Genomic DNA, 26,998 nt, shown 5'->3' with positions numbered 1-26,998 from the left:
TTTAGACTGTGAAGTGATGTTCCTGACCCGCGACCGCCGACGGATCCGGTCGTTCGCTGCGGGGCACGGCGCCGGTGGTCTCCAGGATGAGCGCGGCGACCAGCTCCGGGTCGTCGCTCATCGGCACGTGCCCGCAGCGGGGCAGCGTCACCACCCGTGCCGCCGGCAGGCCCGCGCGGGCGCGTTCGGCCTGGTGGACGCCGAAGATCCGGTCGCGGTCCCCCCAGCCGATGGTCACCGGCACCGTCGCGTCGGTCAGCCGAGGGCAGTCGAAGCGGTAGTCACGGGCGGCTCTGGCCACGGCGTTGAAGCCGAGCCCGCGTCGCAGGGCGAGCGCGTCACCCACCGCGCGCTCGACGTCCAGCAGCGTCGGGCGGGCCATCAGCGGCCCGAAGCACAGCGCCCGCAGGTACGCCGAGCGCAGCGCGACCCGCATGATCGGGGTGGGCAGGTACGAGTTGGCCCGCAGCATCCGGAGGATGGCCAACGCCCGTCGGCGCTCGGCCGGGGTGAAGAAGCCGGCGGGGGAGAGGGCGGTGGCCGAGGCGGCCGCCCCGGTGGCGGCAAGCTCCAGGGCGATCGCCCCACCGAGGCTGTAGCCGGCGACGTGCGGACGCTCCAGCCCCCACCCGGTCAGCACCGGCAGGATCCCGGCCACGGTGGCGGCCATGCCGGCGGGCATGCCGGTGGTGGGCACCGGAGAGTTCCCGAATCCGGGCAGGTCGAGCGCGATCACCTCGTGGTGGGCGGTGAGCCGGTCGAACACCGGTTCCCACGCCTGATGACGGTGACCGATGCCGTGGATGAGCACGAGCGGCTCTCCGCTGCCCGCACGTCGGAAGTGAATGCTCACGACCGCCCTCCGACCGACGTCCTGCCGAAGGACCGCCCGAGCTGGCGTACCTCGTCTTCCATCTGGCCGACCATGGTCCGCCCGCCGAACCGGGTGATCACCGCGTCGGAGAAGCCGCTCAGCACCACCGGCCGCAGCGCCTGCACCACGGCGAGCGACCGTGGCACGTACACCTTGCGCTTGCGGCGCTCGACACCGCGCAGCAGGGCCTCGACGCACTGCTCGACCGGGACGACCGTGGACAGCGGCCACGGCAACCGGCGCAGCGTGCTGCGGAAGGACGGCAGGTCGTCACGGATGTCGCGGACCAGGTCGGTGTCGATCCAGATCGGATGCGCCGTGCCGACGGTGACGCCGCGCGGGCGGGTCTCTAGGCGCAACACGTTGGCGAACTGCTCCACACCCGCCTTGGACGCGCAGTAGGCGGCCATGCCGGGCATCGCCGTGAAGGCGGCGGCGGACGAGACGACCAGGACGTGGCCGCGGGCGGCGGTGACGTGGGGCAGCGCCGCGCTGACCGTGCGGATCGCGCCGCAGAGATTCACCTCGACGGTACGCACCAGCGCGTCGACCGGTCCCACGGCGACGGTGCCGAGGTTCGCGATGCCCGCGTTGGCCACCACAACGTCGATGCCACCGAAGCGGTCCACCGTCGAGGCCACCGCGGCGTCCAACGCCGCCTGGTCGGTGACGTCACACTCGTACCAGTGCGCGTCGAGGTCGGCGCCGAGCTGCCTGAGCAGCTCGCCTTCCAGACCGACGAGGGCGACCCGGGCCCCGCGGGCGACGGCCGCGCGGGCCAGTTGCGCCCCGATGCCGCGTGCCGCGCCGGTGATGAGAATGATCTTGCCTGCCAGGTCATACCGCATCGGCGTGCTCCCGTTCCGGTTCGTTGGGCGTGCTGCCGGTCGAGGCGATCCGGTAGTCGGCCGGGCGGAACCGGCGCAGCCGGACCCGGAAGCTGGTGGCGAAGCCCGGCCAGATGGTCGTGTTGCGACCCGTTGCGTCGAGATACCAGCTCGAACAGCCGGTCTGCCAGACGGTGCCGGCCATCTTCTGGTCGATCCGCTCGGTCCAGCGTCGTTGTGCCTGCCCGGTGGGCTCGATGGCCTGGATGCCCTTGGCCCGCATGTGACGCAGGGCCGCGAGCACCAGATGCAGCTGTGCCTCGATCATCAGCACCACGGAGGTGTGCCCGAGCCCGGTGTTCGGGCCGAGCAGGAAGAACAGGTTGGGGAAGCCGGCGATCGTCGTGCCCCGGTAGGCGTGCATGCTGGGGGTCCAGGCCTCGCTCAGGCTGCGCCCCGCACGGCCGTGGATGCGCCGCACGACGGGGGAGTCGGTGACGTGGAAGCCGGTGCCGAGGATGATCGTGTCCGCCGGGTGGTGCACGTCGTCGTCGGTGACCAGGCCGTCCGGCACGATCCGGGCGATGCCGGTGGTCACCACGTCGACGTTCGCTCGGGTGAGCGACGGCCAGTAGTCGTTGGAGATCAGCACCCGCTTGCAGCCCATCGCGTACCGGGGGGTGAGCTTGTCTCGCAGGTTCGGGTCGGGGACCTGCCGGCGCAGCGTCCGCAGGGACAGCCGGGAGGCGAAGCGGTTGACCGCCGGGTGCAGGAAACCCAGGCCCAGGCTCTCGCGCATCAGATAGAGCCTTGCCCGGGCGGCCCGTTGCGCGCCGGGCACGGTGCGGAACGCGGCCTGCTCGACCCTGCTGATCCGGCGCGACAGTCTCGGCATGATCCACGCGGGGGTGCGCTGGAAGAGCGTCAACCTCTCGACCGTCGGCTGGATCTGTGGCACGAACTGGACGGCTGAGGCGCCGGTGCCGATCACCGCGACGCGGCGGCCGGTGAGGTCGTGGTCGTGCCGCCACCGCGCGGAGTGGAACACGGTGCCGGCGAACTCGTCGATCCCGGGCAGGTCGGGGATGGCGGGGTCGCTGAGCGGGCCGGCCGCACAGATCAGGACCCGGGCGGTGTGGTCGCCGCCGGAGGTGCGCAGCAGCCACCGTTGGCGCTGGTCGTCCCACCTGGCCTCGTGCACCTCGTGGCGCAGGCGCAACCTCGGGCGGATGCCGAAGCGGTCGACGCAGCCGCGCAGGTAGTCCCAGATCTCCGGCTGGCTGGAGAAGGTGTTCGACCAGCGCGGGTTGGGGGCGAAGGAGAACGAGTAGAGGTGCGACGGGACGTCGCAGGCGCAGCCGGGGTAGCTGTTGTCACGCCAGGTGCCGCCGACGTCGTCACCCCGGTCGAAGACGAGGAAGTCGGTGAAGCCGGCCCGCTGAAGGCGGATGGCGGCGCCCAGGCCACCGAAGCCGGCGCCGATGATGGCAACGTCTGTCTCCATTCACTCCTCCGTGGGCTCGGGGGCGGCAGCCGGGTCGGCCTCGGGCGGCCAGGGCGGGTCGCCCACCCCGGTGATGCGTACGCCGCCCCACGGATCGACCTCGGCCAGCCGGGCTGGTCGGACACGGTCGGCGATGCGCACCTCGACGTCGCGTCGGCCGCAGCGCAGCAGGTGGGCCACCCGTGGCTCGGGCTCGATCCGCCCACCCCAGTGGAAGCGGCCGTCGACCGGCTCCCACCGCCCGCTGAGGTGCACCCGGACCGAGGTGCCCTCGACGCCCGCCGGGCCGTGGTAGCTCACGGCACGATCCGCTCGTGGGCGCGGGTGAGCTCGGGTGGCAGGTCGGCGCTGGCGCGTACCCCCTCGATGCCGCTCCAGAGCAGGGTGGTCAGGTAGTCGGTGAGGGCGGCCCGGCTGATCGGCTGGCCGTGCGTGGTCCACCAGTCGCCGACCGCCTGCACGAAGCCCACCAGGCCGTACGCCCACGGCTCCGCCGGGCCGGCGTCCAGGCCCAGCGCCCGTAGCCGGTCACCGATCACCCGGGCGAGCCCGGCGGCGACCTGCCGGCTGGTGCCGGCGACCACCTGGTGGATGCCGGGTTGGCCGGACTGTCGCATCAGGAACCGGTAGAGCGTGGGCTGTGACTCGATCACCCCGAGGTACGCGTCGATCGTCGCCTCGACCAGGTCACGTTCCTCGCGGACCTGCTCGATCGCCGGCGCGATGGCGTCGACCACCTGGGCCGCCACCACCTCGCTCACCGCCACCCAGAGCTGGGACTTGTCGGCGAAGTAGCGGTACAGGACCGGTTTGCTGACGCCCGCCGTGGCCGCGACCTGTTCCATGTCGACGTCCGGGCCGTGCCGCAGCAGCGCCTGCACGGCGGCACCGACCAACTCCTGCCGTCGTTGCTCACGATGGTCTGCCCAGCGGTCTCGGCGGCCGTTGCCCTTCGCCTTCGGGTCGCCGTCCGGAGGCGGGTCCGATGCATTGACATCAGTGAGCGGCGATTGCATGCTACTACTCGTAACAGTTACCGGTCGTCACGTCAATATGGAGGAGTCATGGAGGCCGCACCGACGGAAATCGAGCGCGCGGCGGTCGCCGAGCGACTCCTCACGTCCTCGTTACGCACCAGCTACGACCCCACCGTCGAGATCGACTGGGACGCCCCGCACACCCCCGGCGCCTACTGGCTTCCACCGCATCGCAGCAGCCTCTACGGCACCTCGCTGTGGGAGCAGCTCAGCGAGGCGCAGCGCGTCGATCTCACCAGGCACGAGGTGGCCAGCGCCGCCAGCGCCGGGCTGTGGTTCGAGACGATCCTCATGCAGATGCTGATCCGGGAGTACTACCGGGCCGACCCGACCAGTCGGCAGGCCCAGTACGCACTGACCGAGGTCGCCGACGAGTGCCGGCACTCCATCATGTTCGGCCGGCTGATCGAGGCGATGGGTTGTCCGGTCTACCGGGCCAGCACTGTGGACCACCACCTAGGGCGCTTTCTCAAGGCCACCGCCAGCGGCCCCCGGATGTACGCCGCGATCCTCATCGCGGAGGAGATCCTGGACGCGTTCCAGCGCGAGATCATGGCGGACGAGTCGCTCCAGCCGCTCATCCGGATGGTCTCCCGTATCCACGTGGTGGAGGAGGCGCGACACGTGCGGTTCGCCCGCGAGGAACTGGCCGCCGCGGTCGCGGCCACCGGCCCGGTGGGCATGGCGTACGCCCGGCTGTTGGTCGGTCGCGCGGCCTACACGATCGCCAACCGGCTGGTCCATCCCGGCGTGTATGCGGCGGTGGGCATTCCACCGGCGGTGGGCCGTGCCGCTGCCCGCGCCAACCCGCAGTGGCGGGCCACCCTGCGTTGGTCGGCGGCCCGGGTGCACGCCACCCTGGCGGGCGTTGGCCTGGTGGCCGGGCCGGGGCGTCTGCTGTGGGCCCGGGCCGGGCTGATCTGAGCCGTCTCACCCAATGCGACGGCGTGGGGCCCGTGCCGTCTCCGGCCGGACCCCACGCCGCCCGGGTGGGCTCACTCGTCGCGGGCGAAGCCACCCTTCGGAGCGATGATCTCCAGGTTCGTCCCGTCCGGGTCGTTGAAGTACGCGACCTCGGTGCCGACCGCGGCCGGCGGGTTCACCTCGCCCGGCGCGAACGTGTACGGCTGCCCGAGGAACTCGAACCCGGCCTCGCTCATCCGGTCGTAGACCGCGCGCACGTCGTCGACGTGGAAGCAGAGGTGCATCGAGCCGGGCCGGTTGGCGGCCACCTGGGCGACGTCGCCGACCGGTTCCTGGAACTGGATCAGATCAATGCCGAGGTTGTCGAGGTTGAAGGTGGCGTACCGCAGCTTCGTCGTCGGCAACCCCTGCGACTGCGCGAACCCGGCGCCGTGCATGCTCTCGTCCCGTACGACCGGTTCCGCGCCGAGCAGGGCCTGATAGAACGCGACCGAGCGGTCGAGATCACTCACCGCGATCCCGACGTGCGCGGCCTTCTTCAGCCCGATGGACACGGTCGAGGGATTGGGGAATGCCATGCTGACTCTCCTTACCAGCGCTCTACGTCGCCTGTGTTGTGCTGATCTTCCGGTCGTACCCCGGTCGAGATCAGTTCATGCGACGTGGCTGTCAGGCCCGTTCGACCCGGGCCTGCTGATGATCGGTCAGCCGGAGCCCCACGCCGCGAACGACATCGATGGTGGCCCCGGTGCCCAGGTCGTGCAGCTTGCGGCGCAGCCGCTTCACCAGCGACTGCACGTCCGCCTTGCGCTCGCGCCCCTCGTCACCCCAGACCGACCGGTGCAGCTCGGCGTAGCTCCAGACCCGGGCCGGCTCGGTGATCAGGCAGGTCAGCAGGTCGTGTTCCAGGCGGGTGAGGTCGATCTCACGTTCTCCGCAGCGGGCGCTGGAGCGGGCCGAGTCGATCACCAGGGCGGCGACCCGCGCCGGTTCGGGCGCGGCGGCGACCTGCTGCGGAGCGGCGATCAGCCGGCGCAGCTCGTCGAGGTCGGCGACCAGCAGCAGAGGCGCGATGCCGTCGAGGAGCTCCGCGAGCCGGATGCGCTCGGCCGGTGACGGGGTGACCGCGATCAGCAGTGGGAACGGCTCGTCGGCCGGATCACCCCTGTCCACCGTTGCCTCGTCCTTGGTCACCGCACCACCCGGGATCGATGGGCATCCCTGCCCAACTGTCGTCACGGTCCTGACAATGATTGGCAAGCGCCCCGTCAGCCAGGGCAACTCTTAGCGACAAGTTGCTCACGGCAAGTTCTTGATCGTCCGTTCTTCTCGATCATAGTGTCCACTCGGGCAACCGGCGTGACCCGCGCGGTGCATGGGGGAGGTCCACCATGGCCCACTACACCCTGGGTCGTTCTGAGGGAGGCAGCACCTATGTTCAGACGTCCACAATGGCGGCGCGCAGCCAGATCGCTGGTGAGCGCTGGTGCGGCGACGATCCTCGCCGCAACATGCCTGGCCACCATCAGCTCGGGCGCGCAGGCCGCGCCCGGCGGTGCGATGGGGGCGGGCGCCCAGACCGGCGACAAGATCCGACCCGAACTCGCCAAGCAGCTCCAGGCCAAGAGTGAAGGGGACTTCTGGATCCGGTTCAAGGACCGGGCGGACCTGAGCAAGGCCAGCGCCATCAAGGACTGGTCGAAGCGGGGAACGGCGGTGGCGGACGCGCTACGCAAGACCGCCGCGGCGAGCCAGGGCAAGATCCGGGCCGACCTTGACAGCTCGGGCACGAAGTACCAGACCTTCTGGGCCACCAACGCCATCAAGGTGAACAGCGGTTCGCTGGCGATGGCGCAGAAGTTCGCCGGGCACTCGGAGGTCGAGGGCCTCTACGCCCCGGTCGCGTACAAGGTGCCGGAGACGACCAAGGGCGCCGACGAGAAGACCGTGAACGCCCTGGAGTGGGGCATCGCCAACATCAACGCCGACGACGTCTGGTCCCAGTACGGCGTCAAGGGCGAGGGCATCACCATCGCGAACATCGACACCGGGGTGCAGTTCGACCACCCGGCGCTGGTGAACTCGTACCGGGGCAACAACGGTGACGGGACGTTCGACCACAACTACAACTGGTTCAACGCCGCCTCCGCCGGCGGCGCCTGCGCGACCGCCCCCTGCGACGGCGATGGCCACGGTACGCACACGATGGGCACCATGGCCGGCTCCGACGGCGCGAACCAGATCGGTGTCGCCCCCGGGGTCAAGTGGATCGCGGCGAACGGGTGCTGCCCCAGTGACGCCGCTCTGATCGAATCCGGTCAGTGGATGCTCGAGCCGCTGGACCTCAACGGTCAGAACGCGGACGCGAGCAAGCGACCGAACATCATCAACAACTCGTGGGGCACCCGGGACCCGTCCAACGAGCCCTTCATGGAGGACGTGACGAACGCCTGGACCGCGTCCGGGATCTTCGGCGTCTGGTCCAACGGCAACAGCGGTCCGGCCTGCCAGACCAGCGGCTCGCCGGGCAGCCTGGCCAGCAACTACTCGACCGGCGCGTACGACATCAACAACAACGTCGCCGGCTTCTCCGCCCGCGGTGTCGGTCAGAACGGCGAGATCAAGCCCAACATCTCGGCGCCGGGCGTGAACGTCCGGTCGAGCATCCCGGGCAGCTCCTACGGCAGCATCAGCGGCACCTCGATGGCCGCACCGCACCTCGCGGGCGCGATCGCGCTGCTGTACTCGGCGGCGCCGTCGCTGATCGGTGACGTCGACGCGACCCGCGCGGTGCTCAACGGCGCCGCGATCGACAAGGCCGACGACCAGTGTGGTGGCACCGCGGCCGACAACAACGTCTACGGCGAAGGCCGACTGGACGCCCTGGCGCTGCTCAACGCCGCCCCGACCGGTGACATCGGCACGCTGGCCGGCACGGTCACCGACGCGACCTCCGGCGCCCTGATCGCCGGCGCGACCCTGACGCTCACCGGCCCGTCCGAGCGTGAGCTGACCACCGGCGCCGACGGCAAGTTCTCGACGCAGCTCCCCATCGGCGACTACCAGGTCGCCGTCGCGGCGTTCGGGTACGGCGGCACCACCAGGACGGCAACGCTCACCAAGGGCGCGACCACGACGCTCAACGTCGCCCTCACCGCGGTGCCGAGTGTCAACGTCACCGGAGCGGTCACCGACGGCTCCGGCCACGGCTGGCCGTTGTACGCGAAGGTGACCGTGACGGGGGTGTCCGGCGTTTACGACTACACCACCCCGTCGAACGGCCGCTACAGCATCAAGCTGCCGGCCGGGCAGACGTACACCCTGAAGTACGAGTCGCAGTACCCGGGCTACCAGACCGTCACCAAGCAGGTCGTGGTCGGCTCGGGCAACGTCACTGCCAACGTCGCCGTGCCGGTGGACAGCACCGCGTGCACCACCGCACCCGGATACACGTTCGGTTCCGACGGTGAGTACGAGACCTTCGACGGCACGACCACGCCGGCCGGTTGGACCGTCGTGGACAACGCGGGCAGCGGTCAGGTCTGGAAGTTCACCGACGACGGCAACCGGGGCAACCTGACCGGTGGCGCCGGCAACTTCGCGATCGTCGACAGCGACGACTATGGACCGGGCACCAGCCAGGACACCTCCCTGGTCAGCCCGGTGGTCGACCTGAGCGGTGTCACCGCCCCGGTGATCCGGTTCAACCAGGACTTCAACCAGCTCAACGACGACACCGCCGATGTCGACCTGAGCATCGACGGCGGCACCACCTGGACCAACGTGCTCCGCCAGGAGACCGACGTCCGGGGACCGAAGCTGACCGAGATCCCGATCCCGCAGGCGGCCGGTCAGGCGCAGGTGCAGGTGCGGTTCCGCTACTACGACGCCTCGTACGAGTGGTGGTGGGAGATCGACAACGTCCTGATCGGCAGCACGGTCCTCTGCACGCCGGTCGACGGCGGTCTGGTCGTCGGCAACGTCCGCGACAAGAACGACGACGGCTACGTCAACGGCGCGACCGTCACCAGCAAGGACCGGCCCGCCGAGAAGGCCGTCACCGTGGCGACCCCGGACGACCCGGGGCTGGCCGACGGCTTCTACTGGATCTACTCGTCGCTGACCGGCTCGCACAAGTTCACGGCGAGCGCCGGCAACTACGTCAGCCTGACCAAGTCGGTCGACGTCGAGGCCGACTGGGCGACCACCGCGAACTTCCAGCTCGCGGCCGGCCGACTGTCGGTGACGCCGACGGAGCTCAGCGCGACGCTCCAGATGCCCAACGGCAAGACCAGCAAGAAGTTCACGGTGACCAACACCGGCGGCGCGCCGGTCGAGGTCAAGTTCGGTGAGCGGGACAACGGCTTCGAACTCCTGCGGGCGGACGGCTCCACGGTCACCCGGCAGCAGGTGCTCGGGTCCGGCGGCGCGCCGGAGCAGCGGCTCACCGTACCGACGTCGTTCGCCGCCAAGGCGTCCGGCAAGGAGGCCAAGGCCGCTGCCGCGGCAGTCGGCCCGCACGCGGCGCCGTGGACCGACATCGCGAACTACCCGTCCGTGATCATGGACAACCGGGTGGTGCACCTGGACGGCAAGGTGTATTCGCTCGGTGGCGGTAACGGTGAGGCCTCCACCACCAAGAACTACGCCTACGACCCGGCCGCGCAGACCTGGACGGCGATCGCCGACCTTCCCGGCGCGCGCAACGCCCTGACCGCGGGCGTGGTGAACGGCAAGATCATCGTTACCGGTGGCTGGGCCGACGCGGGCCCGGACTCCGCCACCTGGTCGTACGACCCGGGTGCCAACGCCTGGACCGAGCTGGCCGACAACCCGGCACCACGGGCCGCGGCCGGTCAGGGTGTCGTCGACGGCAAGCTGTACGCGGTCGGCGGCTGCACGACCTCGGCCTGCCTGCCGATGTCGAACAGCGTGGTCCGGTACGACCCGAGCACTGACACCTGGGAGACGATGGCCAACTACCCGAAGTCGGTGGCCTTCGCCTCCTGCGGCGGGATCGACGGCGTCCTCTACTGCACCGGCGGCAACGACGGTTCCACCGCGCAGAAGTCCAGCTACGCCTTCGACCCGGGTGCCAACACCTGGACCGCCGTCGCCGACGCGCCGACCGACAACTGGGCCAGCTCGTACGCCGTCGCCAGCGGCAAGCTCCTCGTCGTCGGTGGTTCGCAGGGTGGGGCCATCAGCAACGCCGGCTTCGCCTTCGACCCGGCCGCCGGATCGTGGTCCAACCTGCCGAACGCCAACACCGCGCGGTACCGCGGTGGCGCGGCGTGCGGCTTCTACAAGATCGGCGGCTCGTCCGGCAGCTTCAGCGCCGCTCCGGAGAGCGAGGTGCTCCCGGGCTTCGAGGGATGCGCCGAGTCGGCGGCCGACGTCAGCTGGATGACCATCGACAAGTCGGAGGTCACCCTCGCACCGGGTGAGAAGGTCACGGTCACCGTCGGTCTGACGGCGAACGTGGACCAGCCGGGCACCTACTCCGGCGGCGTGGCGATCTCCGAGAACACCCCGTACTCGGTGGCGCCGGTCGCGGTGACCATGACCACGAACCCCCCGAAGACGTGGGGCAAGCTCATGGGTACGGTCACCGGCACCAGCTGCCAGGGTGCGACCAACCCGCTCACCGGTGCGGTCGTCCAGGTCGACTCGTGGGCGGCGTCGTACACCTTCGCCACCGACGCCGAGGGCAAGTACGCCTACTGGGTGGACCGCCGCAACAACCCGCTCACGATGATCGTGGCCAAGGACGGCTGGAAGCCGCAGACCCGTCAGACCAGGATCGACACCTCCACTCCGACCGTGGAGAACTTCGGGTTGGCACCCATCAAGTGCTGACGCCCGAGCGCTAGACGCACCACGTCCGGGGTGATCAGACGGGGGCGAGCCGGAAGCCGACGCCGCGCACCGAGTGGATCGTCGCCGCGGCGTTGAGCCGGGCGAGCTTGGCGCGCACCCGGCGGACCACCGAGTGCATGTCCGAGCCCCGGCCGAGGTGCCGGTTGCCCCAGACCTCAAGGTGCAGGCGTTCGTAGGTCCAGACCTGCCCGGGCGCGTGCACCAGGCAGAGCAGGACGTCGTGCTCCAACCGGGTCAGGTCGATCTCCTGGTCGCGCCAGCGCAGCACCCGACGGTCGGAGTCGACTGCCAGTTCTGGTGGCGGTGGGCTCGGCGCCACCTCGGCGAGCGTCGCAGTGATCGGGGGAGCCGGGACGGCAGGCGCCTCGACCACCCCGAGAAACTCTCGTGCCTGGTCGACTGTCGAGACGATCAGAAAGGCGTCACTGCCACCGAGCAGCCGGGCCAGATGTCGCCGCTCGGCCGGCGAGGATGCGATGCCGATGACCAGGCTGGCGACTGGAGTTCCCTGCATGTGCCAACACCTTCCGGTTCCCCACATCACTCCGGATGGATTTCGCACCGTCGACCAAGGCATCGATCGGCGTCCTGACCCTAGTGGTGGCTGATCTCGGCCGGGTAAAACATAGTTGCATGTAAGCATGTGAATCTCACCCAGCCGTCCGGGCCCATCGCCGACCATGCGCTCTCCCGGATGCGGTGGGGGTGTTTGTGACAGAACCAAGACAATCCGAGGACGGCGTACGGACCTGCCGGGGCGAGCATGGTCGCCATGTCCATCGGATCGTTGTACTCCGTCGGGCGGTCGACACCCGGTCCGGCGCGACCGCTGCCCCACGCCCGCGCGGCGATGCCGCTGGGGCTGCGACTGCTCGCGGCGGCGCTGTGCGCTCTGCTCGCCCTGACCCTCACCGCCGCGGTCTTCGTGCGGACCTATCCCGGGCAGTGGCTGGACGGGGTGCTCCTGCCGCCCGCCCAGCGCGGCGGAGGGTACGAGCAGGAGACCGTGCTGGTGGGCCCGGCCAACACGGTGCTGGCCAGCTTCGGCAGCCCGACGCTCATAGCGGCCCTGCTCGGCGTGGTGCTGCTGGTGGGCGTGCTCCGCCGCCGGCTGGTGGCCGGGGTCGTCGGCGTGGGCATGGTCGTCTGCGCGGTGCTGGTGGCCGGCGCGGTGAAGGCGCAGCTGCCCCGCCCAGATCTGCAGATCGAAAGTTCCACCACCCACAACAGCTTCCCCAGCGGTCATGTGGCGGCGGCGACCGCCCTGCTGCTGGCGTTCATGCTGGTGCTGCCCGGGTGGGCACGGCGCTGGCTGGCGGTGCCGGGTGCGGCGGGAGTGTCGGTGATCGCCGCCGCCACGATGATCGCGGGCTGGCACCGGTTCAGCGACGTGCTCGGTGGCGTACTGCTGGGGGTGGTCCTGTTCTGCCTGGCCGCGGCCGCGTTGGCGGCCTGGCCCAGCGACCGCGACGCGGTCGGCGGTTCGACCGGTGGCGGCCTCTGGCGCAGGCTGGCCGAGGCGGTAGCCGGCCTGGCCGTGCTGATCTTGGCGCTGGTGATGGTCGTGCCCGGCCTGGCCGCGTCGGTGCAGCGCGGGGCGCTGGTCGCCATCGTGGCCGCGGCCGCGTCGACGATGTTCCTGGTGGGCGCGGTGGTGTTCCTGGTGCGTACGACGGATTTCGCGGTGCCGCTCTCCGCGCGGCGCCCCGCGCGGTCGCAGCCGTCGACCGAAACCCGAAAGATCTCATGATGGGATACTTGACGACATGTCCCAGGTGCTGTTGATCGAAGACCACCAGACGGTGCGCGACGGACTGCAGTTGGCGCTCACCCGACAAGGTCACACGGTGCACGCCGTGGGCACCGGTGAGCAGGGGCTGGAGCGGCTGCGCACGACCCAGTCCGATGTCGTGGTCCTCGATCTCATGCTGCCCGGCATGGACGGGTTCGAGGTCTGCCGCCGGATCCGGCAGCTCGGTGACCTGCCGATCATCATGCTCACGGCCCGCAACGACGACATGGACGTGGTCGCCGGTCTGGAGGCCGGCGCCGACGACTACGTGGTCAAGCCCGTGCAGGCCCGGGTCCTGGAGGCGCGCATCCGCGCGGTGCTGCGGCGGACCGGTGGCGACTCGCGGCGCGGCGGTGACCGCGCCGGCCTCGAACAGTACGGCGCGTTGACGATCGACCGGGCCGCACTGGTGGTCAGCAAGGACGGGACGCCGGTCAGCCTCGCCCCGACGGAGCTGCGGCTGCTGCTCGAACTCTCGCACACCCCGGGTCAGGTGCTCAGCCGTCAGCAACTGCTGGAGGCCGTGTGGGAGCACGGATATCTCGGCGACTCGCGACTCGTGGACGCCTGCGTCCAGCGGGTCCGCGCCAAGATCGAGGCCGATTCGTCGGCGCCGGTCTTCATCCAGACCGTACGTGGTTTCGGATACCGGTTCGGGCCGCTGTGACCCTCTGGCGCTCTCTCGCCGCCCAGGTCCTGGGCCTACGGGTCCGGCTGCTCCTGGCGTTCGCGCTGCTCGGGGTCACCACGACGGCCGTCGTGGCCAGCGGCAGCTACTTCCAGGCCCGGACGGTCATCCTCCAGCAGGCGCAGGACGCCGCGGTGATGGCGCTGACCGACCAGCTCGCCAAGGTCTACCCGATCTCCCAGCTTCCGCCGACTCAGGAGGAGCTGAACGTGTTGGCCCAGCGGCTCTCCGACCGTGAGGGATTCGCGGTGGTCATCTACCGCGGCATGCGGGCACAGGGCTCACCGACACCCGCCCCGCTCACCCCCGAGCTGCGCCAAGAGGTCGGCGATGGCCGGATCGCCTGGCAGCGTGTCTCGCAGGACGGGCAGCCCTGGCTGCTCATCGGCACCCAACTGCAGCTCGACAGCCCCGACGGCACGTCCCGCCCATCCGGGCTGGAGGTCTACTCGATGCGCGATCTCGTGCCCGAGCAGCAGAGCATCGACCAGCTCGCCACCAGGGCCTGGCTGACCGGCGGGTTGTCCCTGCTGCTCGCCGTCCTGCTGGCCCTGCTGTCCGCCCGCGGAGTCCTGCGACCCGTCCGCGACCTGGGCCGAGCGGCCCGCCGCCTGGGGGAGGGCGACCTGACCACCCGGCTGACGGTCCGGGGCGTCGACGAGCTGGCCGACGTGGCACGGACCTTCAACGACACCGCGGGCACGCTGGAGCGGCAGGTCGGCGAGCTGCGGCGGATGGAATCCGACGCCCGCCGCTTCGTGGCCGACGTCTCGCACGAACTCCGTACCCCGTTGGCCGCGATGACCGCGGTCACCGACGTGCTCGACGAGGAGGCCGACCACCTGCCCGGAGACGCGGGCCAGGCCGCCCGACTGGTCAGCCAGGAGGCGCAGAACCTCACCCAACTGGTCAACGACCTCATCGAGATCAGCAGGTTCGACTCCGGCACGGCACGGCTCGCCCTCGACGACGTGGACGTGGCCGCCGCGGTGACCGCGACACTGCGGATCCGCGGCTGGGCCGACCGGGTACGCGCGGACCTGCCGCCCGCAGTGGTGGCCCGGCTCGATCCGCGCCGGCTGGACGTCATCGTCGCCAACCTGGTCGGCAACGCCTTCCGGCACGGTGCCGAGCCGGTGTCCGTACGCCTGAGCGCCGACCCGGACTGGGTCACCATCGAGGTGGCCGACCAGGGGCCAGGGCTGGACCCGGAGGTGCGGGGGCACGTCTTCGACCGCTTCTACAAGGCCGACACCGCGCGTACCCGCTCCGAGGGCAGCGGCCTCGGCCTCGCCATCTCCTGGGAGAACGCGCGGTTGCACCGCCACGGCGGGCTACGGGGAACTCTCGTCGCCGCCAACGGCCCGGACGGCGGCGCGGTCTTCACGCTCCGGCTGCCCCGCGTGACGACGGACGCCGGAGGTGCCCGGTGACCGGCCGGCGGACCGGCCGCGCGCTACTCGCCGGCGGACTGCTGCTCGGCACGCTGCTGGCATCGGGTTGTGGGGTACGCCCCAGCCCCGTCATCACCGGTCGTTCCGCGGTCAGCGGCCCAGCGCAGGGCGTCCGGCTCTACCTGGTCGCGCAGGGCGAACTCGTGCTGGTCCTGCGCCGCCCCACGGTCGATGACACACCGAGCGAGGCGCTTGCCCGGCTCGCCGCCGGCCCGCAGCAGGACGAACGCAGCCAGGGGCTGACCAGCGAAGTGCCAACCGGGTTCACGGCGGTCGTCGAGGTGACACCCACGACCGTTGGATCGGGTGACCTCACGGTGCGAATGACCGGGACGGCGCGGGCGTTGTCGCCGACGGCGATCGACCAGGTCATCTGCACGGCCGTCGACGCCGCCGCCCAGGCCGGCCGGGTGGGAAGTCTGGCCCCGGTCACCATCGTCGGGTCCGACGGTGCCCAACCAGCCCGCCGGTGTCCCGCCAGGTGACCGGGCGCCGACCACCGCCTCACACCAGGTCGACCGCTCGGGCCTGCCGGGGCAACCCGCTGTGGTGGCCGTGGTCCTGATCGGCCAGCGCGCCGTCGATCAGGATGTCGATCAGAGCCGCGAACCCGATGCCGGCCTGCTGCCAGATCTGCGGGAACTGCGACGCGGCGGTGAAACCGGGGAACGTGTTGACCTCGTTCACGATGGGCTCGGGCGACCCCTCGGCGGGCAGGAAGAAGTCGACCCGCAGCAGCCCGCGACAGTCGAGGGCCTGGAAGGCGCGGATCGCACGGTCCTGAAGCACCTCGGTGGTCGCCGCGTCGAGCGCGGCGGGAATCTGGAAGATCGCCCCGCCGTCGTACTTCGCGTCGTAGTCGAAGAAGCCGGCACCGGTCACCCGGATCTCCAGCGGCGGGCCGGCCTGCACCCGTCCGTCCGGGTGTTGGAGGACGGCCACGTCGATCTCGCGCCCCCGCGCCCCCTGCTCGATGAGCACCTTCGGGTCGACCTGACGGGCCTGCTCCAGCGCGGCGGGAACCCCCGCCCAGTCGTCCACCTTGACGACACCCAGGCTCGACCCGGCCCGGGCCGGCTTCACGAAGACCGGCAGCTCCAGCCGACGCCGGTCATCGGGCGACAACTCCTCGCCGGGACGCAGGGTCACCCCCGGGCTGACCCGCAGCCCCTCCGCCGCGAGGAGCCGCTTGGTGACCCCCTTGTCCATGCCGGCGGCGCTGGCGAAGACGCCGTTGCCGACGTACGGCACGCCGAGCCATTCCAGCAGCGACGACACGGTGCCGTCCTCGCCGTACGGGCCGTGCAGGGCCGGGAACACCACATCCTGGGCGCGTAGCACGCGCAACGCCGCAGGCAGTGGCGTCGGTCGGCCACCGACATGCCATCCGCCGTCGCGGTCGATGAGCACCTCGGTGACCTGGTACCGCTCACGGTCCAGGTGGGCGAGGATGCTCGCCGCGGAGCGGCAGGACACCTCGTGCTCGCCGCTCTGCCCGCCGTACAGCACTGCCAGTCGGGTTGTCATGAGTTCGGTGCCCTTCCGTGGAGGTGCTCGCGGGCCACTCGGGCCCCGATACCGGTCAAGATCTCGTGTGGATTGGTGTCGGCCCAACGGGCCCATTCGGCGACTGTCGGAGGGCGCTGGTCGTCCTCGGCCGGGCCGAACACCACGACCGGGTCGCCGATCGCCACGGGAAGATCACCGGCGTCGACCACGCACTGGTCCATGGCGATGCGCCCGACGATCGGGCACCGCCGACCGGCGAGCCACACCGCGGCGCGACCACCCGCCGCCCGGGGTAGCCCGTCGGCGTAGCCGAGCGGCAGCAGCGCCAGCGTGGTCGGTGCGCCGGTCACGTGCTCGGGCCCGTAGGAGACACCAGTGCCGGCCGGCACCCGTTTGACGTTGACCACGCTCGTCCGCAGCGTCATCGCGGCGCGCAGCCCGTACTCGCCGGGACCGCTCGCGCCGAACGGGTCCACGCCGTAGAGGGCGATCCCGATCCGGCAGAGGTCGAATCGGGTCCGTGGTGCGGAGAGCGCGGCCGCCGAGTTGGCCAGGTGGACGAGGTCGGGGTCCAGACCGGCCGACCGGGCGACCCGCAGCGCCTCTTCGAAGATCGCCACCTGCCGGGTGAGCGTGGGAGCGCCCGGCAGGTCGGCGTCGGCGAGGTGGGACCACACCCCGCGCACCCGGATCCCGCCCTCCCGTTCGTACTTGCGGGCCCAACCGACCAACTCGGGCCAGTCGTCCCAGGCGGCCCCATTGCGGGACAACCCGGTGTCCGCCTTGAGCTGCACCATCGCCGGTACGCCGAGCGGACGGGCCGCGTCGGCGACAGCGTGCAGATGCGTCGTCGTGGACACGCCGATGTCGACGCCACCCTTGATCAACATACCGAACTCGTCATCCGGGCCGTGCAACCAGCTCAACGTGGGCGCGGTCACACCGGCGTCGCGCAGGGCCAGCGCCTCGGCCGTCGAGGTCACCCCCAACCAGGTGGCGCCGGCACGGAGCGCGGCCCGGGCCACCTGCACCGCACCGTGGCCGAACCCGTCGGCCTTCACCACGGCCATCAGCCCGGTGCTGGCGACCGACGCGATGGTCCGGACGTTGCTGGAGATCGCCTCCAGGTCGATCAGCGCTTCCGCGAGGGTGCTCATGTGGCCACCTCCACCCGGCGCCGCCCAGGGAGCGCGAACAGCCAGCCCGCGCGAACCGCGAGCAGCCCGCGGTGGACGGCCAGGCTCAGGCCGATCACCAGCCCGGTCAGCAGAATCGGGTAACCCAGCACGATCAGGACCTGAGCAGACCCACCCAGCCCGGAAACCGGTACGAGCAGCAGCCGGTGCAGGAGAGCCAGGACCGGCATGTGGATGACGTAGATCGGCAGTGTGATGCGGCCGAGCCTAGCCAGCGGATCACTGAGCGCCGACCACGAGGCCAGCCGGGCAGCGGCGGTTATGCCGAAGATCACTGCCAGCACGGAGACCGCCGGCCACACGCCGAACCACTGCTGGGCACCGGTCACGGCCATCGCGGCGAGAGCCAGGACATAGGCGCCCGAGGTCAGCACCAGCCTGCGGCGGCTGGCGGTGGCGGCCCACTGCCCGATCTGCGGCCGCAGGTAGAGACCAGCGAGGAAGAAGACCAGGTTCTGGTAGAGCCCGGCGCGGTTGCCCGGGGTGTCGAGCAGGCCGGCGGCGGCGACGGCGGACAGCGCGGCGGCGGGGATCAGGACCAGCGCCCGGGGCACCCGACGGGTCGCCTTGGCGATCGTGAAGTACAGCGCCAGCGCGTACAGGTACCAGAGGTTGGACGGCGTGATGGTGAGCTGCTCCAGCAGGCCGAGCGCCGAGGTGGCACGGTCGGTCGGCAGTTGCGGCGCGGCGGCGAGGACCGCCGTGTGGATCAGCAGCCAGACGGCGTACAGGTAGAGGAACCCGGCGATCCGGCTGCGGGCGACCAGCCGCCACGGCCGCTGGGCGGCGTTCGCCGCGAAGACGCCCGAGATGGTGAAGAACAGCGGCATCCGCAGCGGAAGGAACTGCTCACCCAGCGTTCCCCAGAAGCCCGGCACCGGTACGCCGATGTGCCAGTCGATCTGGAGGTAGTCCTTCACGACGACGTGCCACAGGACGACGAGGATGATGCAGACACCCTTCGCGGCATCGGCCCACTGGGCCCGTTGTGACAGGTCTGCGGCGGGCGTGGCCCCGACCCGGTGGCGGTGGCGGAACCGGACGCGCGTCGCGGCCGGGCCCAGGTCGGCGGGCCGGTACTCGGTCGATGACAGCTGTTGGATCACGTATCGAAAGCTGCCAGCCGGATATCCGCACGTGATCCACGGATTGTCATGGTCTTGTAATGGACGCCGCCGGACCCGATACGTAACCGGCTGCGAGCCGCCTCCGGCGGACACCCGGCGGCACTAGGCTCGTCGTGGAGGTACCGAACATGAAGCTTGGGCTGCACTACTGGAACTACTCGACCCCGGCCGACCCGGCCGCGATCGCACCGACCCTGGCGCAGACGGCGACCACCGCCGAGCAGGCCGGCGTCGCGTCGTTCACGGTGATGGACCACTTCTTCCAGATGGACGCGGTGTTCGCGGCCGAGGAGCCGATGCTGGAGGCGTACACCACGCTGGGCTTCGTCGCGGCGACGACGCAGCGGATGACGCTGGGTGTGCTGGTCACCGGTGTGATGTACCGATACCCGGGGTTGCTCGCCAAGATCGTGACGACCCTCGACGTGCTCTCCGGCGGCCGGGCCCGCCTCGGCATCGGCGCCTCCTGGTACGAGCGGGAGCAGGTCGGGCTGGGCGTGCCGGTCGTCCCGGTGGCCGAGCGGTTCGAGCGGTTGGAGGAGACGCTGCGCATCTGCCTTCAGATGTGGAGTGCCGACGACGGCCCGTTCAACGGGCAGCACTACCAGCTCGCCGAGACCATCAACTCGCCGCAGCCGTTGAGCCGCCCGCACCCGCCCATCATGATCGGCGGTGGGGGCGAGAAGAAGACCCTGCTGCTGGTGGCCCGGTATGCCGACGCCTGCAACCTGTTCGGCCGCGGCGGTACCGACGACGTCGCCCGCAAGCTGGAGGTGCTGCGCGGGCACTGCGCCGCCGAGGGCCGCGACTACGACACGATCGAAAAGACGGTTGTCGCCTCCCAGGCGCCGCTGGACGACACCGACGCGTTCCTCGCCGAGGTCTCCGAGTACGCCGCGCTGGGTGTGAGCGAGGTGCAGGTGACGCCGGATCGGCACCCGGTCGAGTTCGCCCAACGCCTCGGCGACGAGGTGCTGCCCCGGTTGGCCGACATCGGCTGATTCCGCGAAGACGTTCCACCGACGCCATCGACTGGCCAGAGGGTCCGGAAGCCGGGAGGGCTGGGCTCCCGCGTGACGGGGAGGCCAGCCCTCTCGGCCGGTGCGGTCAGGGTCAGGCGATTGAGGCGGGGAACCGTTCCCACACCCGGTGTGCGGCCATCAACTGCTGCACCGCGGTCAGCGCCTCGGTGCCCGAGCCCGCCGCCACGACGCCCGGGGTGCCGGCGACGCCGGCCTGCTCCAGCACGGTGACGCCAGCGCCCCAGGCGCCGATCGCCTTGGCGTGCCGCCAGCACTCCTCGACGAGCAGCAGCACGCGGGGGTCCACCGTGGACCGGTCCGGCCTGCCCGCCTTGGCGTCGCGCGCGGGCAGGGCATCCGGTGCGGGGGCGGGCGCTCCGGCCAGCAGGACCGCGTCGAACTCGACCGACCGGCCGGTGGCGAAGGTGCGTTGCACCGGCAGGTCGCCCACCATGCCGCCGTGCGGGCCGATCAACAGCGGCACCATGCCGGCGGCGAACACGGCCCGGCGGACCTCGTCGACGTCGTCCAGGTCGCCGTCGGGGTCGACGACGATCCCGACGATCCGGCCGTCGCCCGGCCACTCTCGACCGACCTGCGACAGCGCCGGGCTGGGTGCGACGTCGGCGAGGGGAACCGTCGGCTGCGGCGCGGGCAGGCCCAGGCCGGTGGCGACCTGCTCGCACAGCACCGGGTCGATGTTGGCCAGGCTCCGCAGCTGACGTTCCTTGATCGCCTGGTGGTAGCACTTGCCCAGCTCGAAGGTGTACGCCCGGATGATGTGTTCCTTCTCGACCGGCGACATGCTCAGCCAGAACAGGCGGACCTGGCTGTAGTGGTCGTCGAACGAGGCCGGGTTGGCGCGTACCTTCGGTGCCTGCGCGACCGTGACCGGCACGTCGACGAAGGCGTGCTCGGCGTCCCCGGCGGGGAAGGGGTTGCCGCCGTCGAGCGAGTTCGGCCGGTACGGCGCGACGCCCGCGTGCACGGCGTGCTGGTGGAAGCCGTCGCGCAGCATGTCGTTCACGGCGGCGTGCGGGCGGTTGATCGGGATCTGCGGGAAGTTGGGCCCGCCCAGCCGGGTGAGCTGCGTGTCGAGGTACGAGAAGAGTCGGCCCTGCAACAGCGGGTCGTTCGTGACGTCGATGCCCGGGGGCAGGTGACCGAGGTGGAAGGCGACCTGTTCGGTCTCGGCGAAGAAGTTCGTCGGCGTCCGGTTGAGCACCAGCCGGCCGATCGGCTGCACCTCGGCCAGTTCCTCCGGCACGATCTTCGTCGGGTCCAGCAGGTCGATGCCGGCGAACGTCTCCTCGGGAGTGTCCGGGAAGACCTGGATGCCCAGCTCCCACTCGGGGTACGCGCCGGCCTCGATGGCGTCGTAGAGGTCGCGGCGGTGGAAGTCCGGGTCGATGCCGCCGAGCAGTTGCGCCTCCTCCCAGGTCAGCGAGTGGACGCCCAGCTTGGGCTTCCAGTGGAACTTGGCCAGCACCGTCTCCCCGGTCTCGTTGACCAGGCGGAAGGTGTGCACGCCGAAGCCCTCCATCGTCCGGTACGAACGCGGAATGCCTCGGTCGGACATGTTCCAGATGGTGTGGTGCTGCGCCTCGGTGTGCAGCGACACGAAGTCCCAGAAGGTGTCGTGGGCGCTCTGCGCCTGCGGGATCTCCCGGTCGGGGTGCGGTTTGGCGGCGTGGATGATGTCCGGGAACTTGATGGCGTCCTGGATGAAGAAGACCGGCATGTTGTTGCCGACCAGGTCGAAGGTGCCCTCGTCGGTGTAGAACTTCGTGGCGAAGCCACGGGTGTCGCGGACCGTGTCGGCCGAACCCCGCGAACCGAGCACGGTGGAGAATCGGACGAAGACCTCGGTCTCGCGACCCTTCTTGAGGAAACCGGCCCGGGTGACCGCCTCGGCGGTGCCGTACGCGGTGAAGACACCGTGCGCGCCGGCGCCCCGGGCGTGCACCACGCGTTCCGGAATGCGTTCGTGGTCGAAGTGCGTGATCTTCTCGCGTAGGTGGTGGTCCTGCAGGAGCACCGGGCCGCGCGGGCCGGCCTTGAGCGAGTGATCGGTGTCGCGCAGCCGCGCCCCGTTCGCGGTCGTGAGGTGGGCACCCTGCTGACCGTTCGCGATCGTCGGCGCGCCGGTCTCCGCGCCGGTCGGCGTACGCGTCTGCGGTGCCCCCTGTTCCGGCTTCGGCGGCAGCGGGTCGTGCGGCGTCGTCGGCTCATCGACGGTCGGTGGCGCGCTCCCCGGTGCACCGGGGACATCCGGGGTGAGGGCGTCGGCGATCTTTCCTGAGGCGGTCTTCACGGCGTTCTTGACCGCCTCGGCGGGCTTGCTGGAATCCACTGAACGAACCTCTCCATGGCGCGTGTACGAGCAGGCGCCTGCCCTGCTACCCCTGCTCAGAGGGCCGAAACGCATCTGATCACGGCATCCTTCGCGGGGACTGGTGATTTCGCCGATGCCGGGATCGGCGGAGCGGATGAAACTGACACACGTCGATATCCCTCGACTCTAGGGAGTGCCCGACGTGTCCTCACCAACCACCACCCGTCCCCGTTCCGTCGTAGCCCGGCTCGCGCTGGCCACCGTCCTGGCCGCCGGCGGCGTCCTGGTCGGCCCGGCCGGCGCCGCGCAGGCCGCAAGCCCGTACGAGCGGGGCCCCGCCCCGACCACCGCGATCCTGGAGGCGAGCCGCGGCCCGTTCTCGACGTCCTCGCAGAGCGTGTCCTCGCTCAGCGTCACCGGCTTCGGCGGCGGCGTCATCTACTACCCGACCAGCACCAGCGAGGGCACCTTCGGCGCCATCGCCATCTCGCCGGGCTTCACCGCCGCCTGGTCGAGCATCAGTTGGCTCGGGCCGCGCATCGCCTCGCACGGCTTCGTGGTGATCGGCATCGAGACCAACACCCGACTGGATCAGCCGGACAGCCGCGGTCGGCAGTTGCTCGCCGCGCTGGACTACCTCACCGAGCGCAGCTCGGTGCGGAGTCGGATCGACAGCAGTCGACTCGCGGTGGCCGGCCACTCCATGGGTGGCGGCGGCAGCCTGGAGGCGGCCTCGTCGCGACCGTCGTTGCAGGCCGCGGTGCCACTCGCGCCCTGGAACACGGACAAGAGCTGGTCCGAGCTGCGGGTGCCGACCCTGATCATCGGCGGTGAGAGCGACAGTGTCGCGCCGGTCGCGACGCACTCCGTGCCGTTCTACAACAGCATTCCGGCGTCCGCCGAGAAGGCGTACCTGGAGCTGAACGGGGCGAGCCACTTCTTCCCGCAGACCACGAACACGCCGACGGCGCGGCAGATGGTGGCCTGGTTGAAGCGGTTCGTCGACGACGACACCCGCTACGAGCAGTTCCTCTGCCCGGGCCCGAGCGGTTCGCAGATCCAGGAGTACCGCAACACCTGTCCCAGCGCCTGACGGCGGTCACCGGGGCGGTCGCCACTGGCGGCCGCCCCGTCCACCTGCGTGCGGGGGTATTGAAGGTCTTGACGCCAAACCCGAGAAACGTACACTGCGAGTGTAAATAAACACCCGCCACGACAGAGGGATGGGTGATGGAGCGCGGCCTCGAACTGCACCACATCGGCGTCCGTTTCGGCGGCCTCACCGCCCTCGACGACGTCTCCCTGCGGGTGCCACCCAACCGGGTGGTGGGCGTGATCGGGCCCAACGGTGCCGGCAAGACCACGCTCTTCAATGTGATCTGTGGCTTCGTCGCGCCGGAGACGGGTTCGCTCACCCTCGACGGCCGGCCGCTGCGACCACGGCCGCACCGGCTGACCCGGCTCGGCATCGCCCGGACCTTGCAGGGCACCGGGCTCTTCGCCGGGCTCAGCGTCCTGGAGAACGTGATGACCGGCGCTTCGCACACCGCCCGTGCCGGCTTCGTCCCGGCGCTGCTCGGGCTGCCGGCCAGCGACCGCGACGAGCGCCGGCTCCGCGCGGAAGCCCTGGCCATCCTCGACGAGCTGGGCGTCGCCGAGCACGCCGAGGCCGCGCCGACCACCCTGCCCTTCGCGGTACGCCAGCGGGTCGCCCTGGCCCGCGCGCTCGCCGCCCGGCCCCGGCTGCTCCTGCTCGACGAGCCGGCCGGCGGCCTCGGCACCGACGACATCGCCGAGCTGGCGGAGCTGATCCGGCAACTGCCCCGGCGGGACACCGACCCCTGTGCCGTGCTCCTGGTCGAGCACCACATGGACCTGGTGATGGACGTCTGCGACGAGATCGTGGTGCTCGACTTCGGCCGGGTCATCGCCGCCGGCACCCCGGACGAGGTCCGCGACGACCCCGCGGTCACCGACGCGTACCTCGGTGCCACCGTCGAGGAAGAGGTTTCGCCGTGAGCGCGAGGAGTGAGCCGGGTTTGCGAGCCCCGCAGTCGCGAACGAAAGGCGGCACGGCATGAGCGGCACCGACCTGCTCGTCGTGCGGGGGCTGGTCGCCGGTTACGGTGCCGCGCCGGTCCTGCGGGCCATCGACCTCTCCGTCCCGGCCGGCACGATCGCCGCGGTCGTCGGCGCCAACGGCGCCGGCAAGACCACCCTCCTGCGCGCGCTCTCCGGGATGATCCGTCCGGCGGCCGGCCAGGTCCTCCTGGCCGGGGAGGACCTTCGGGGTACGCCGGTGGAGCAGCTCGTCCGACGCGGGATGGCGCACGTGCCGGAGGGCCGGGGCGTGATCAGCGAGTTGACTGTCGACGAGAACCTGCGGCTGGGGGGCTTGTGGCGGCGCGACCGGGCCGACGCGGGGCGGGCCCTCGACGAGGTCTACCAGCTCTTCGAGCCGCTGGCCCGCCGCCGCCGGCACCTCGGTCACCAGCTCTCCGGCGGCGAGCGGCAGATGCTCGCGCTCGGTCGGGCCCTGGTCGGTCGACCCCGTCTGCTGCTGCTGGACGAGCCGTCGCTCGGCCTGGCGCCACGGGTGGTCGCTCGGACCATGGCCCTGCTGCGCCAACTACGCGACCGGACCGGCCTGACCGTCCTGCTGGTCGAGCAGAACGTGCGCAGCGCGCTCGCCGTCGCCGACCAGGGCGTCGTGATGTCTCTCGGTCGGGTGGTGATCGCCGCCCCGGCGGTGCAGCTGCGCGACGACGTCGACCTGCGCCACGCGTACCTCGGTTTCTGACCATCACCTCGTCCCCCGGAGGGAGAACTGTTGGACCGCTTCGTCTTCCTCACCGTCGACGGCCTGTCCCGGGGCGCGGTGTACGCCGCGTTCGCGTTGGCCCTGGTGCTCATCTGGCGGGCGGCGCGGGTCGTCAACTTCGCCCAGGGGGCGATGGCCGTCGCCGCCGCGTACGTCGCCTACACCGTCAGCGCCGCGACCGGCTCCTACTGGCTGGGCTTCGTGGTCGCGATCGTCGCCGGCCTGCTGCTCGGCGCGCTGGTGGACCGGGTGGTGATGCGGCACGTCGATCACGCCTCGCCACTGAACCCGGTGATCGTCGCGCTCGGGCTGGTGCTGCTGATCCAGGCGGTGCTGGGCATGGTGTACGGCAGCGAGTTCCGCCCCGCCGAGGCGCCGTTCAGCCGGTCCGCTCTCACCGTGGGCGGGGTGGCCGTGCTGTCCCCGTACGACCTGTTCGTCTTTGCCACGATCGGGGTGGTGGTCAGCGGCCTGGCGTGGATGTTCGCGCGTACCCCGGTGGGGTTGCGGATGCGCGCGGCGGCCTTCGCGCCGGAGGTCTCCCGGCTGCTCGGGGTCAACGTCGGTGGCATGCTGACGTTTGGTTGGGCGCTCGCCTCCGGGGTGGGGGCGCTGGCCGCCATGCTGGTCCTGCCGACTGAGCTGGGCCTGCACCCGCACGCGATGGACCTGGTGTTCGTCTCGGCGTTCACCGCGGCGGTGGTCGGCGGCCTGGACAGTCCACCGGGGGCGGTGGTCGGCGGTCTGGTGGTGGGGCTGGTGCTCTCCTACGTGAGCGGCTACGCCGGCAGCGACCTGACCCCGCTCGCGGTGCTGGTCCTGCTGCTGGCGGTGCTGCTGGTCCGGCCCGGCGGGCTGTTCGCCCCGGTCGCGGCGAGGCGGGTGTGAGCGCCACCAGGGCGGCCCTGCCGCCGAAACAGCAGCTCGACGAGCGGGGCGGCCGACCGGTCGACCGGCGACGCGGCTCCACCCTGCTGCGCCACCTCGCGGTGGTGCTCGCCGCCGGTCTCCTGCTGGTGGCGGTCAGCTACACCGTCGAGCCGTTCCGCAACTTCCAGCTCGCCACCGTGGCGGCCTACTTCTGCGCGACCGCCGGGCTGACCGTCCTCACCGGGCTCAACGGTCAACTGTCGCTCGGGCACGGCGCCCTGATGGCCACCGGGGCGTACACCGCGGCGCTGTGCCAGACGGCGTTCGCCGACCGGGGGATGACCGGCGGCTGGCTGTTGCCGCTCTCGCTGGGTGCGGCGATCGTCGGCACGGTCGCGGTCGGCGCGGTGGTCGGGGTGGCCGCGGCCCGGCTGCGTGGCCCCTACCTGGCCGGGGTCACCCTCGCCGTGGCCGTTGTGGTGCCGGCGCTGGCCGTCACCTTCGACGGCGTGTTCAACGGCGAGCAGGGGCTGTCGGTGCCGGTGGAGCCACCGCCGCTGTCGCTCGGCCCGTACTTCCCCTACGAGCGGTGGCAGCTCTGGGTCACCGGCGCGGCCACCCTGCTCGCCGTGCTGTTGTTGGCGAACCTGATCCGCAGCCGGTACGGGCGCACCTTCCGGGCGGTCCGCGACGACGAGGTGGCGGCCCGCCTCGCCGGCATCCACGTGGCCCGCACCCAGGTCCTCGCGTTCGTGGTCAGCGCTGCCACCGCCGGGCTCGGCGGTGCGCTGCTGGCGGTGCTCGCGCAGAGCGTCTCACCCGGGGCGTTCTCGCTGACCCTGTCGCTGTTCCTGCTGATGGCCGTGGTGATCGGTGGCCTGGGTCGACTGACCGGCGCGCTGTGGGGGGCCGTGCTGCTGGTCGCCCTGCCCGATCTCACCCACTCGCTGACCGAGATGCTCACGCTCTCGCCTGCGGTGGCGCAGCGGCTGGAGGGCAACCTTCCCCTGGCGATCTTCGGACTCACCCTGATCGTCGTCATGATCGCCGCCCCCGGCGGTGTGCAGGGTCTGCTGTCGCGTCTCGGCCGGGCTGTGCTGGCCAGGGGGCGGGCCCGGCGTTCCTGAGCTGTCTTCGG

Annotated in this window: 24 protein-coding genes; 12 read left to right on the top strand and 12 right to left on the bottom strand. The window is 71.0% G+C overall.

Annotation, left to right across the window (positions count from 1 at the left end; translation table 11 throughout):
* Position 1: 1 nt before the first annotated feature.
* Genes V6U86_RS23285 through V6U86_RS23265 form a run of 5 tightly spaced genes read right to left on the bottom strand, consistent with a single transcriptional unit; the run spans position 2 to position 4,221 of the window.
* Positions 2-853 carry an alpha/beta fold hydrolase gene (locus V6U86_RS23285; protein WP_334506416.1) on the bottom strand — a complete coding sequence of 284 codons (852 nt, stop codon included), beginning with the start codon at positions 851-853 and terminating at the stop codon, positions 2-4.
* A complete protein-coding gene (locus V6U86_RS23280; RefSeq protein ID WP_334506414.1) occupies positions 850-1,722 on the bottom strand; it encodes an SDR family oxidoreductase in 873 nt (290 codons plus the stop codon). The genes V6U86_RS23285 and V6U86_RS23280 overlap by 4 nt, the downstream gene beginning before the upstream one ends.
* On the bottom strand, positions 1,712-3,205 hold the full coding sequence (locus V6U86_RS23275; protein ID WP_334506412.1) for a flavin-containing monooxygenase: 1,494 nt from the start codon (positions 3,203-3,205) through the stop codon (positions 1,712-1,714). Before V6U86_RS23275 ends, V6U86_RS23280 begins: the two co-directional genes overlap by 11 nt.
* Positions 3,206-3,505 carry a DUF4873 domain-containing protein gene (locus V6U86_RS23270; RefSeq protein WP_334506410.1) on the bottom strand — a complete coding sequence of 100 codons (300 nt, stop codon included), beginning with the start codon at positions 3,503-3,505 and terminating at the stop codon, positions 3,206-3,208. It abuts the gene before it with no gap.
* Complete coding sequence (locus tag V6U86_RS23265; protein WP_334506408.1) at positions 3,502-4,221, bottom strand: TetR/AcrR family transcriptional regulator; 720 nt, start codon at positions 4,219-4,221, stop codon at positions 3,502-3,504. Before V6U86_RS23265 ends, V6U86_RS23270 begins: the two co-directional genes overlap by 4 nt.
* A gap of 48 nt (positions 4,222-4,269) precedes the next feature.
* On the opposite strand from V6U86_RS23265, the gene V6U86_RS23260 reads away from it, so the two are divergent.
* Positions 4,270-5,166, top strand: coding sequence for an AurF N-oxygenase family protein (locus V6U86_RS23260; RefSeq protein ID WP_334506406.1), 897 nt, complete (start codon positions 4,270-4,272; stop codon positions 5,164-5,166).
* A gap of 71 nt (positions 5,167-5,237) precedes the next feature.
* Here the strand turns inward: V6U86_RS23260 and V6U86_RS23255 are convergent, their stop codons facing one another.
* Both V6U86_RS23255 and V6U86_RS23250 read right to left on the bottom strand, forming a co-directional pair.
* A complete protein-coding gene (locus V6U86_RS23255; protein ID WP_334506404.1) occupies positions 5,238-5,744 on the bottom strand; it encodes a VOC family protein in 507 nt (168 codons plus the stop codon).
* Positions 5,745-5,835: 91 nt separating this feature from the next.
* A complete protein-coding gene (locus V6U86_RS23250) occupies positions 5,836-6,360 on the bottom strand; it encodes a winged helix-turn-helix domain-containing protein (protein ID WP_334506402.1) in 525 nt (174 codons plus the stop codon).
* A gap of 282 nt (positions 6,361-6,642) precedes the next feature.
* Between V6U86_RS23250 and V6U86_RS23245 the strand changes: the two genes are divergently transcribed.
* Complete coding sequence (locus tag V6U86_RS23245) at positions 6,643-11,025, top strand: S8 family serine peptidase (protein WP_334506400.1); 4,383 nt, start codon at positions 6,643-6,645, stop codon at positions 11,023-11,025.
* A gap of 34 nt (positions 11,026-11,059) precedes the next feature.
* On the opposite strand, the gene V6U86_RS23240 is transcribed toward V6U86_RS23245, so the two are convergent.
* Positions 11,060-11,560 carry a winged helix-turn-helix domain-containing protein gene (locus V6U86_RS23240; RefSeq protein ID WP_334506398.1) on the bottom strand — a complete coding sequence of 167 codons (501 nt, stop codon included), beginning with the start codon at positions 11,558-11,560 and terminating at the stop codon, positions 11,060-11,062.
* A gap of 258 nt (positions 11,561-11,818) precedes the next feature.
* On the opposite strand from V6U86_RS23240, the gene V6U86_RS23235 reads away from it, so the two are divergent.
* The 4 genes from V6U86_RS23235 to V6U86_RS23220 are packed head-to-tail and all read left to right on the top strand — an operon-like array spanning position 11,819 to position 15,465.
* Positions 11,819-12,796, top strand: coding sequence for a phosphatase PAP2 family protein (locus V6U86_RS23235; protein ID WP_334506396.1), 978 nt, complete (start codon positions 11,819-11,821; stop codon positions 12,794-12,796).
* Positions 12,797-12,812: 16 nt separating this feature from the next.
* Positions 12,813-13,505: a response regulator transcription factor gene (locus V6U86_RS23230; RefSeq protein ID WP_334506394.1), complete on the top strand. Its 693-nt coding sequence runs from the start codon at positions 12,813-12,815 to the stop codon at positions 13,503-13,505.
* Entirely contained in the window at positions 13,502-14,959 is a 1,458-nt protein-coding gene (locus tag V6U86_RS23225; protein WP_334506392.1) for a HAMP domain-containing sensor histidine kinase, read from the top strand. The genes V6U86_RS23230 and V6U86_RS23225 overlap by 4 nt, the downstream gene beginning before the upstream one ends.
* Positions 14,956-15,465 (top strand): hypothetical protein, encoded by a 510-nt coding sequence (locus V6U86_RS23220; protein WP_334506390.1) that lies wholly within the window; start codon positions 14,956-14,958, stop codon positions 15,463-15,465. Before V6U86_RS23225 ends, V6U86_RS23220 begins: the two co-directional genes overlap by 4 nt.
* A 19-nt stretch (positions 15,466-15,484) precedes the next feature.
* On the opposite strand, the gene V6U86_RS23215 is transcribed toward V6U86_RS23220, so the two are convergent.
* Genes V6U86_RS23215 through V6U86_RS23205 form a run of 3 tightly spaced genes read right to left on the bottom strand, consistent with a single transcriptional unit; the run spans position 15,485 to position 18,791 of the window.
* Positions 15,485-16,507, bottom strand: coding sequence for a D-alanine--D-alanine ligase family protein (locus V6U86_RS23215; RefSeq protein ID WP_334506388.1), 1,023 nt, complete (start codon positions 16,505-16,507; stop codon positions 15,485-15,487).
* Entirely contained in the window at positions 16,504-17,646 is a 1,143-nt protein-coding gene (gene alr / locus V6U86_RS23210) for an alanine racemase (protein WP_334506386.1), read from the bottom strand. The genes V6U86_RS23215 and alr overlap by 4 nt, the downstream gene beginning before the upstream one ends.
* Positions 17,643-18,791, bottom strand: coding sequence for an acyltransferase (locus V6U86_RS23205; RefSeq protein WP_334506384.1), 1,149 nt, complete (start codon positions 18,789-18,791; stop codon positions 17,643-17,645). The genes alr and V6U86_RS23205 overlap by 4 nt, the downstream gene beginning before the upstream one ends.
* A gap of 149 nt (positions 18,792-18,940) precedes the next feature.
* Here V6U86_RS23205 and V6U86_RS23200 point away from each other — a divergent pair, with 149 nt between their 5' ends.
* Positions 18,941-19,813: an LLM class F420-dependent oxidoreductase gene (locus V6U86_RS23200; RefSeq protein ID WP_334506382.1), complete on the top strand. Its 873-nt coding sequence runs from the start codon at positions 18,941-18,943 to the stop codon at positions 19,811-19,813.
* A gap of 112 nt (positions 19,814-19,925) precedes the next feature.
* On the opposite strand, the gene V6U86_RS23195 is transcribed toward V6U86_RS23200, so the two are convergent.
* The gene (locus V6U86_RS23195) at positions 19,926-22,187 is read right to left on the bottom strand and encodes a catalase (RefSeq protein ID WP_334506380.1); all 2,262 of its coding nucleotides are present in this window, start codon (positions 22,185-22,187) and stop codon (positions 19,926-19,928) included.
* A gap of 184 nt (positions 22,188-22,371) precedes the next feature.
* Here V6U86_RS23195 and V6U86_RS23190 point away from each other — a divergent pair, with 184 nt between their 5' ends.
* From V6U86_RS23190 to V6U86_RS23170, 5 genes are all read left to right on the top strand, one after another.
* The gene (locus V6U86_RS23190) at positions 22,372-23,262 is read left to right on the top strand and encodes an alpha/beta hydrolase family protein (RefSeq protein ID WP_334506378.1); all 891 of its coding nucleotides are present in this window, start codon (positions 22,372-22,374) and stop codon (positions 23,260-23,262) included.
* 137 nt (positions 23,263-23,399) lie between these two features.
* Positions 23,400-24,188, top strand: a complete 789-nt coding sequence (locus V6U86_RS23185; protein WP_334506376.1) for an ABC transporter ATP-binding protein — start codon at positions 23,400-23,402, stop codon at positions 24,186-24,188.
* Between the two features lie 58 nt (positions 24,189-24,246).
* Positions 24,247-24,969: an ABC transporter ATP-binding protein gene (locus V6U86_RS23180; protein WP_334506374.1), complete on the top strand. Its 723-nt coding sequence runs from the start codon at positions 24,247-24,249 to the stop codon at positions 24,967-24,969.
* A gap of 30 nt (positions 24,970-24,999) precedes the next feature.
* A complete protein-coding gene (locus tag V6U86_RS23175; protein WP_334506372.1) occupies positions 25,000-25,878 on the top strand; it encodes a branched-chain amino acid ABC transporter permease in 879 nt (292 codons plus the stop codon).
* Positions 25,875-26,987, top strand: a complete 1,113-nt coding sequence (locus V6U86_RS23170) for a branched-chain amino acid ABC transporter permease (protein WP_334506370.1) — start codon at positions 25,875-25,877, stop codon at positions 26,985-26,987. The genes V6U86_RS23175 and V6U86_RS23170 overlap by 4 nt, the downstream gene beginning before the upstream one ends.
* Positions 26,988-26,998: the final 11 nt, after the last annotated feature.

Origin of the sequence: Micromonospora sp. CPCC 205558 (assembly GCF_036902955.1) — a bacterium.
Lineage (GTDB): Bacteria > Actinomycetota > Actinomycetes > Mycobacteriales > Micromonosporaceae > Micromonospora.
Note: the sequence above shows the minus strand (reverse complement) of the source record. Positions and strands in the feature narration are given on the sequence as shown.

What these genes read in the sequence shown, in the direction of transcription:
- V6U86_RS23280 (WP_334506414.1), bottom strand. Translation starts at nt 1,722, where the DNA reads ATGCGGTATGACCTGGCAGGCAAGATCATTCTCATCACCGGCGCGGCA.
- V6U86_RS23255 (WP_334506404.1), bottom strand. Translation starts at nt 5,744, where the DNA reads ATGGCATTCCCCAATCCCTCGACCGTGTCCATCGGGCTGAAGAAGGCC.
- V6U86_RS23265 (WP_334506408.1), bottom strand. Translation starts at nt 4,221, where the DNA reads ATGCAATCGCCGCTCACTGATGTCAATGCATCGGACCCGCCTCCGGAC.
- V6U86_RS23240 (WP_334506398.1), bottom strand. Translation starts at nt 11,560, where the DNA reads ATGCAGGGAACTCCAGTCGCCAGCCTGGTCATCGGCATCGCATCCTCG.
- V6U86_RS23200 (WP_334506382.1), top strand. Translation starts at nt 18,941, where the DNA reads ATGAAGCTTGGGCTGCACTACTGGAACTACTCGACCCCGGCCGACCCG.
- V6U86_RS23215 (WP_334506388.1), bottom strand. Translation starts at nt 16,507, where the DNA reads ATGACAACCCGACTGGCAGTGCTGTACGGCGGGCAGAGCGGCGAGCAC.
- V6U86_RS23260 (WP_334506406.1), top strand. Translation starts at nt 4,270, where the DNA reads ATGGAGGCCGCACCGACGGAAATCGAGCGCGCGGCGGTCGCCGAGCGA.
- V6U86_RS23180 (WP_334506374.1), top strand. Translation starts at nt 24,247, where the DNA reads ATGAGCGGCACCGACCTGCTCGTCGTGCGGGGGCTGGTCGCCGGTTAC.
- V6U86_RS23185 (WP_334506376.1), top strand. Translation starts at nt 23,400, where the DNA reads ATGGAGCGCGGCCTCGAACTGCACCACATCGGCGTCCGTTTCGGCGGC.
- V6U86_RS23275 (WP_334506412.1), bottom strand. Translation starts at nt 3,205, where the DNA reads ATGGAGACAGACGTTGCCATCATCGGCGCCGGCTTCGGTGGCCTGGGC.
- alr (WP_334506386.1), bottom strand. Translation starts at nt 17,646, where the DNA reads ATGAGCACCCTCGCGGAAGCGCTGATCGACCTGGAGGCGATCTCCAGC.
- V6U86_RS23235 (WP_334506396.1), top strand. Translation starts at nt 11,819, where the DNA reads ATGTCCATCGGATCGTTGTACTCCGTCGGGCGGTCGACACCCGGTCCG.
- V6U86_RS23230 (WP_334506394.1), top strand. Translation starts at nt 12,813, where the DNA reads ATGTCCCAGGTGCTGTTGATCGAAGACCACCAGACGGTGCGCGACGGA.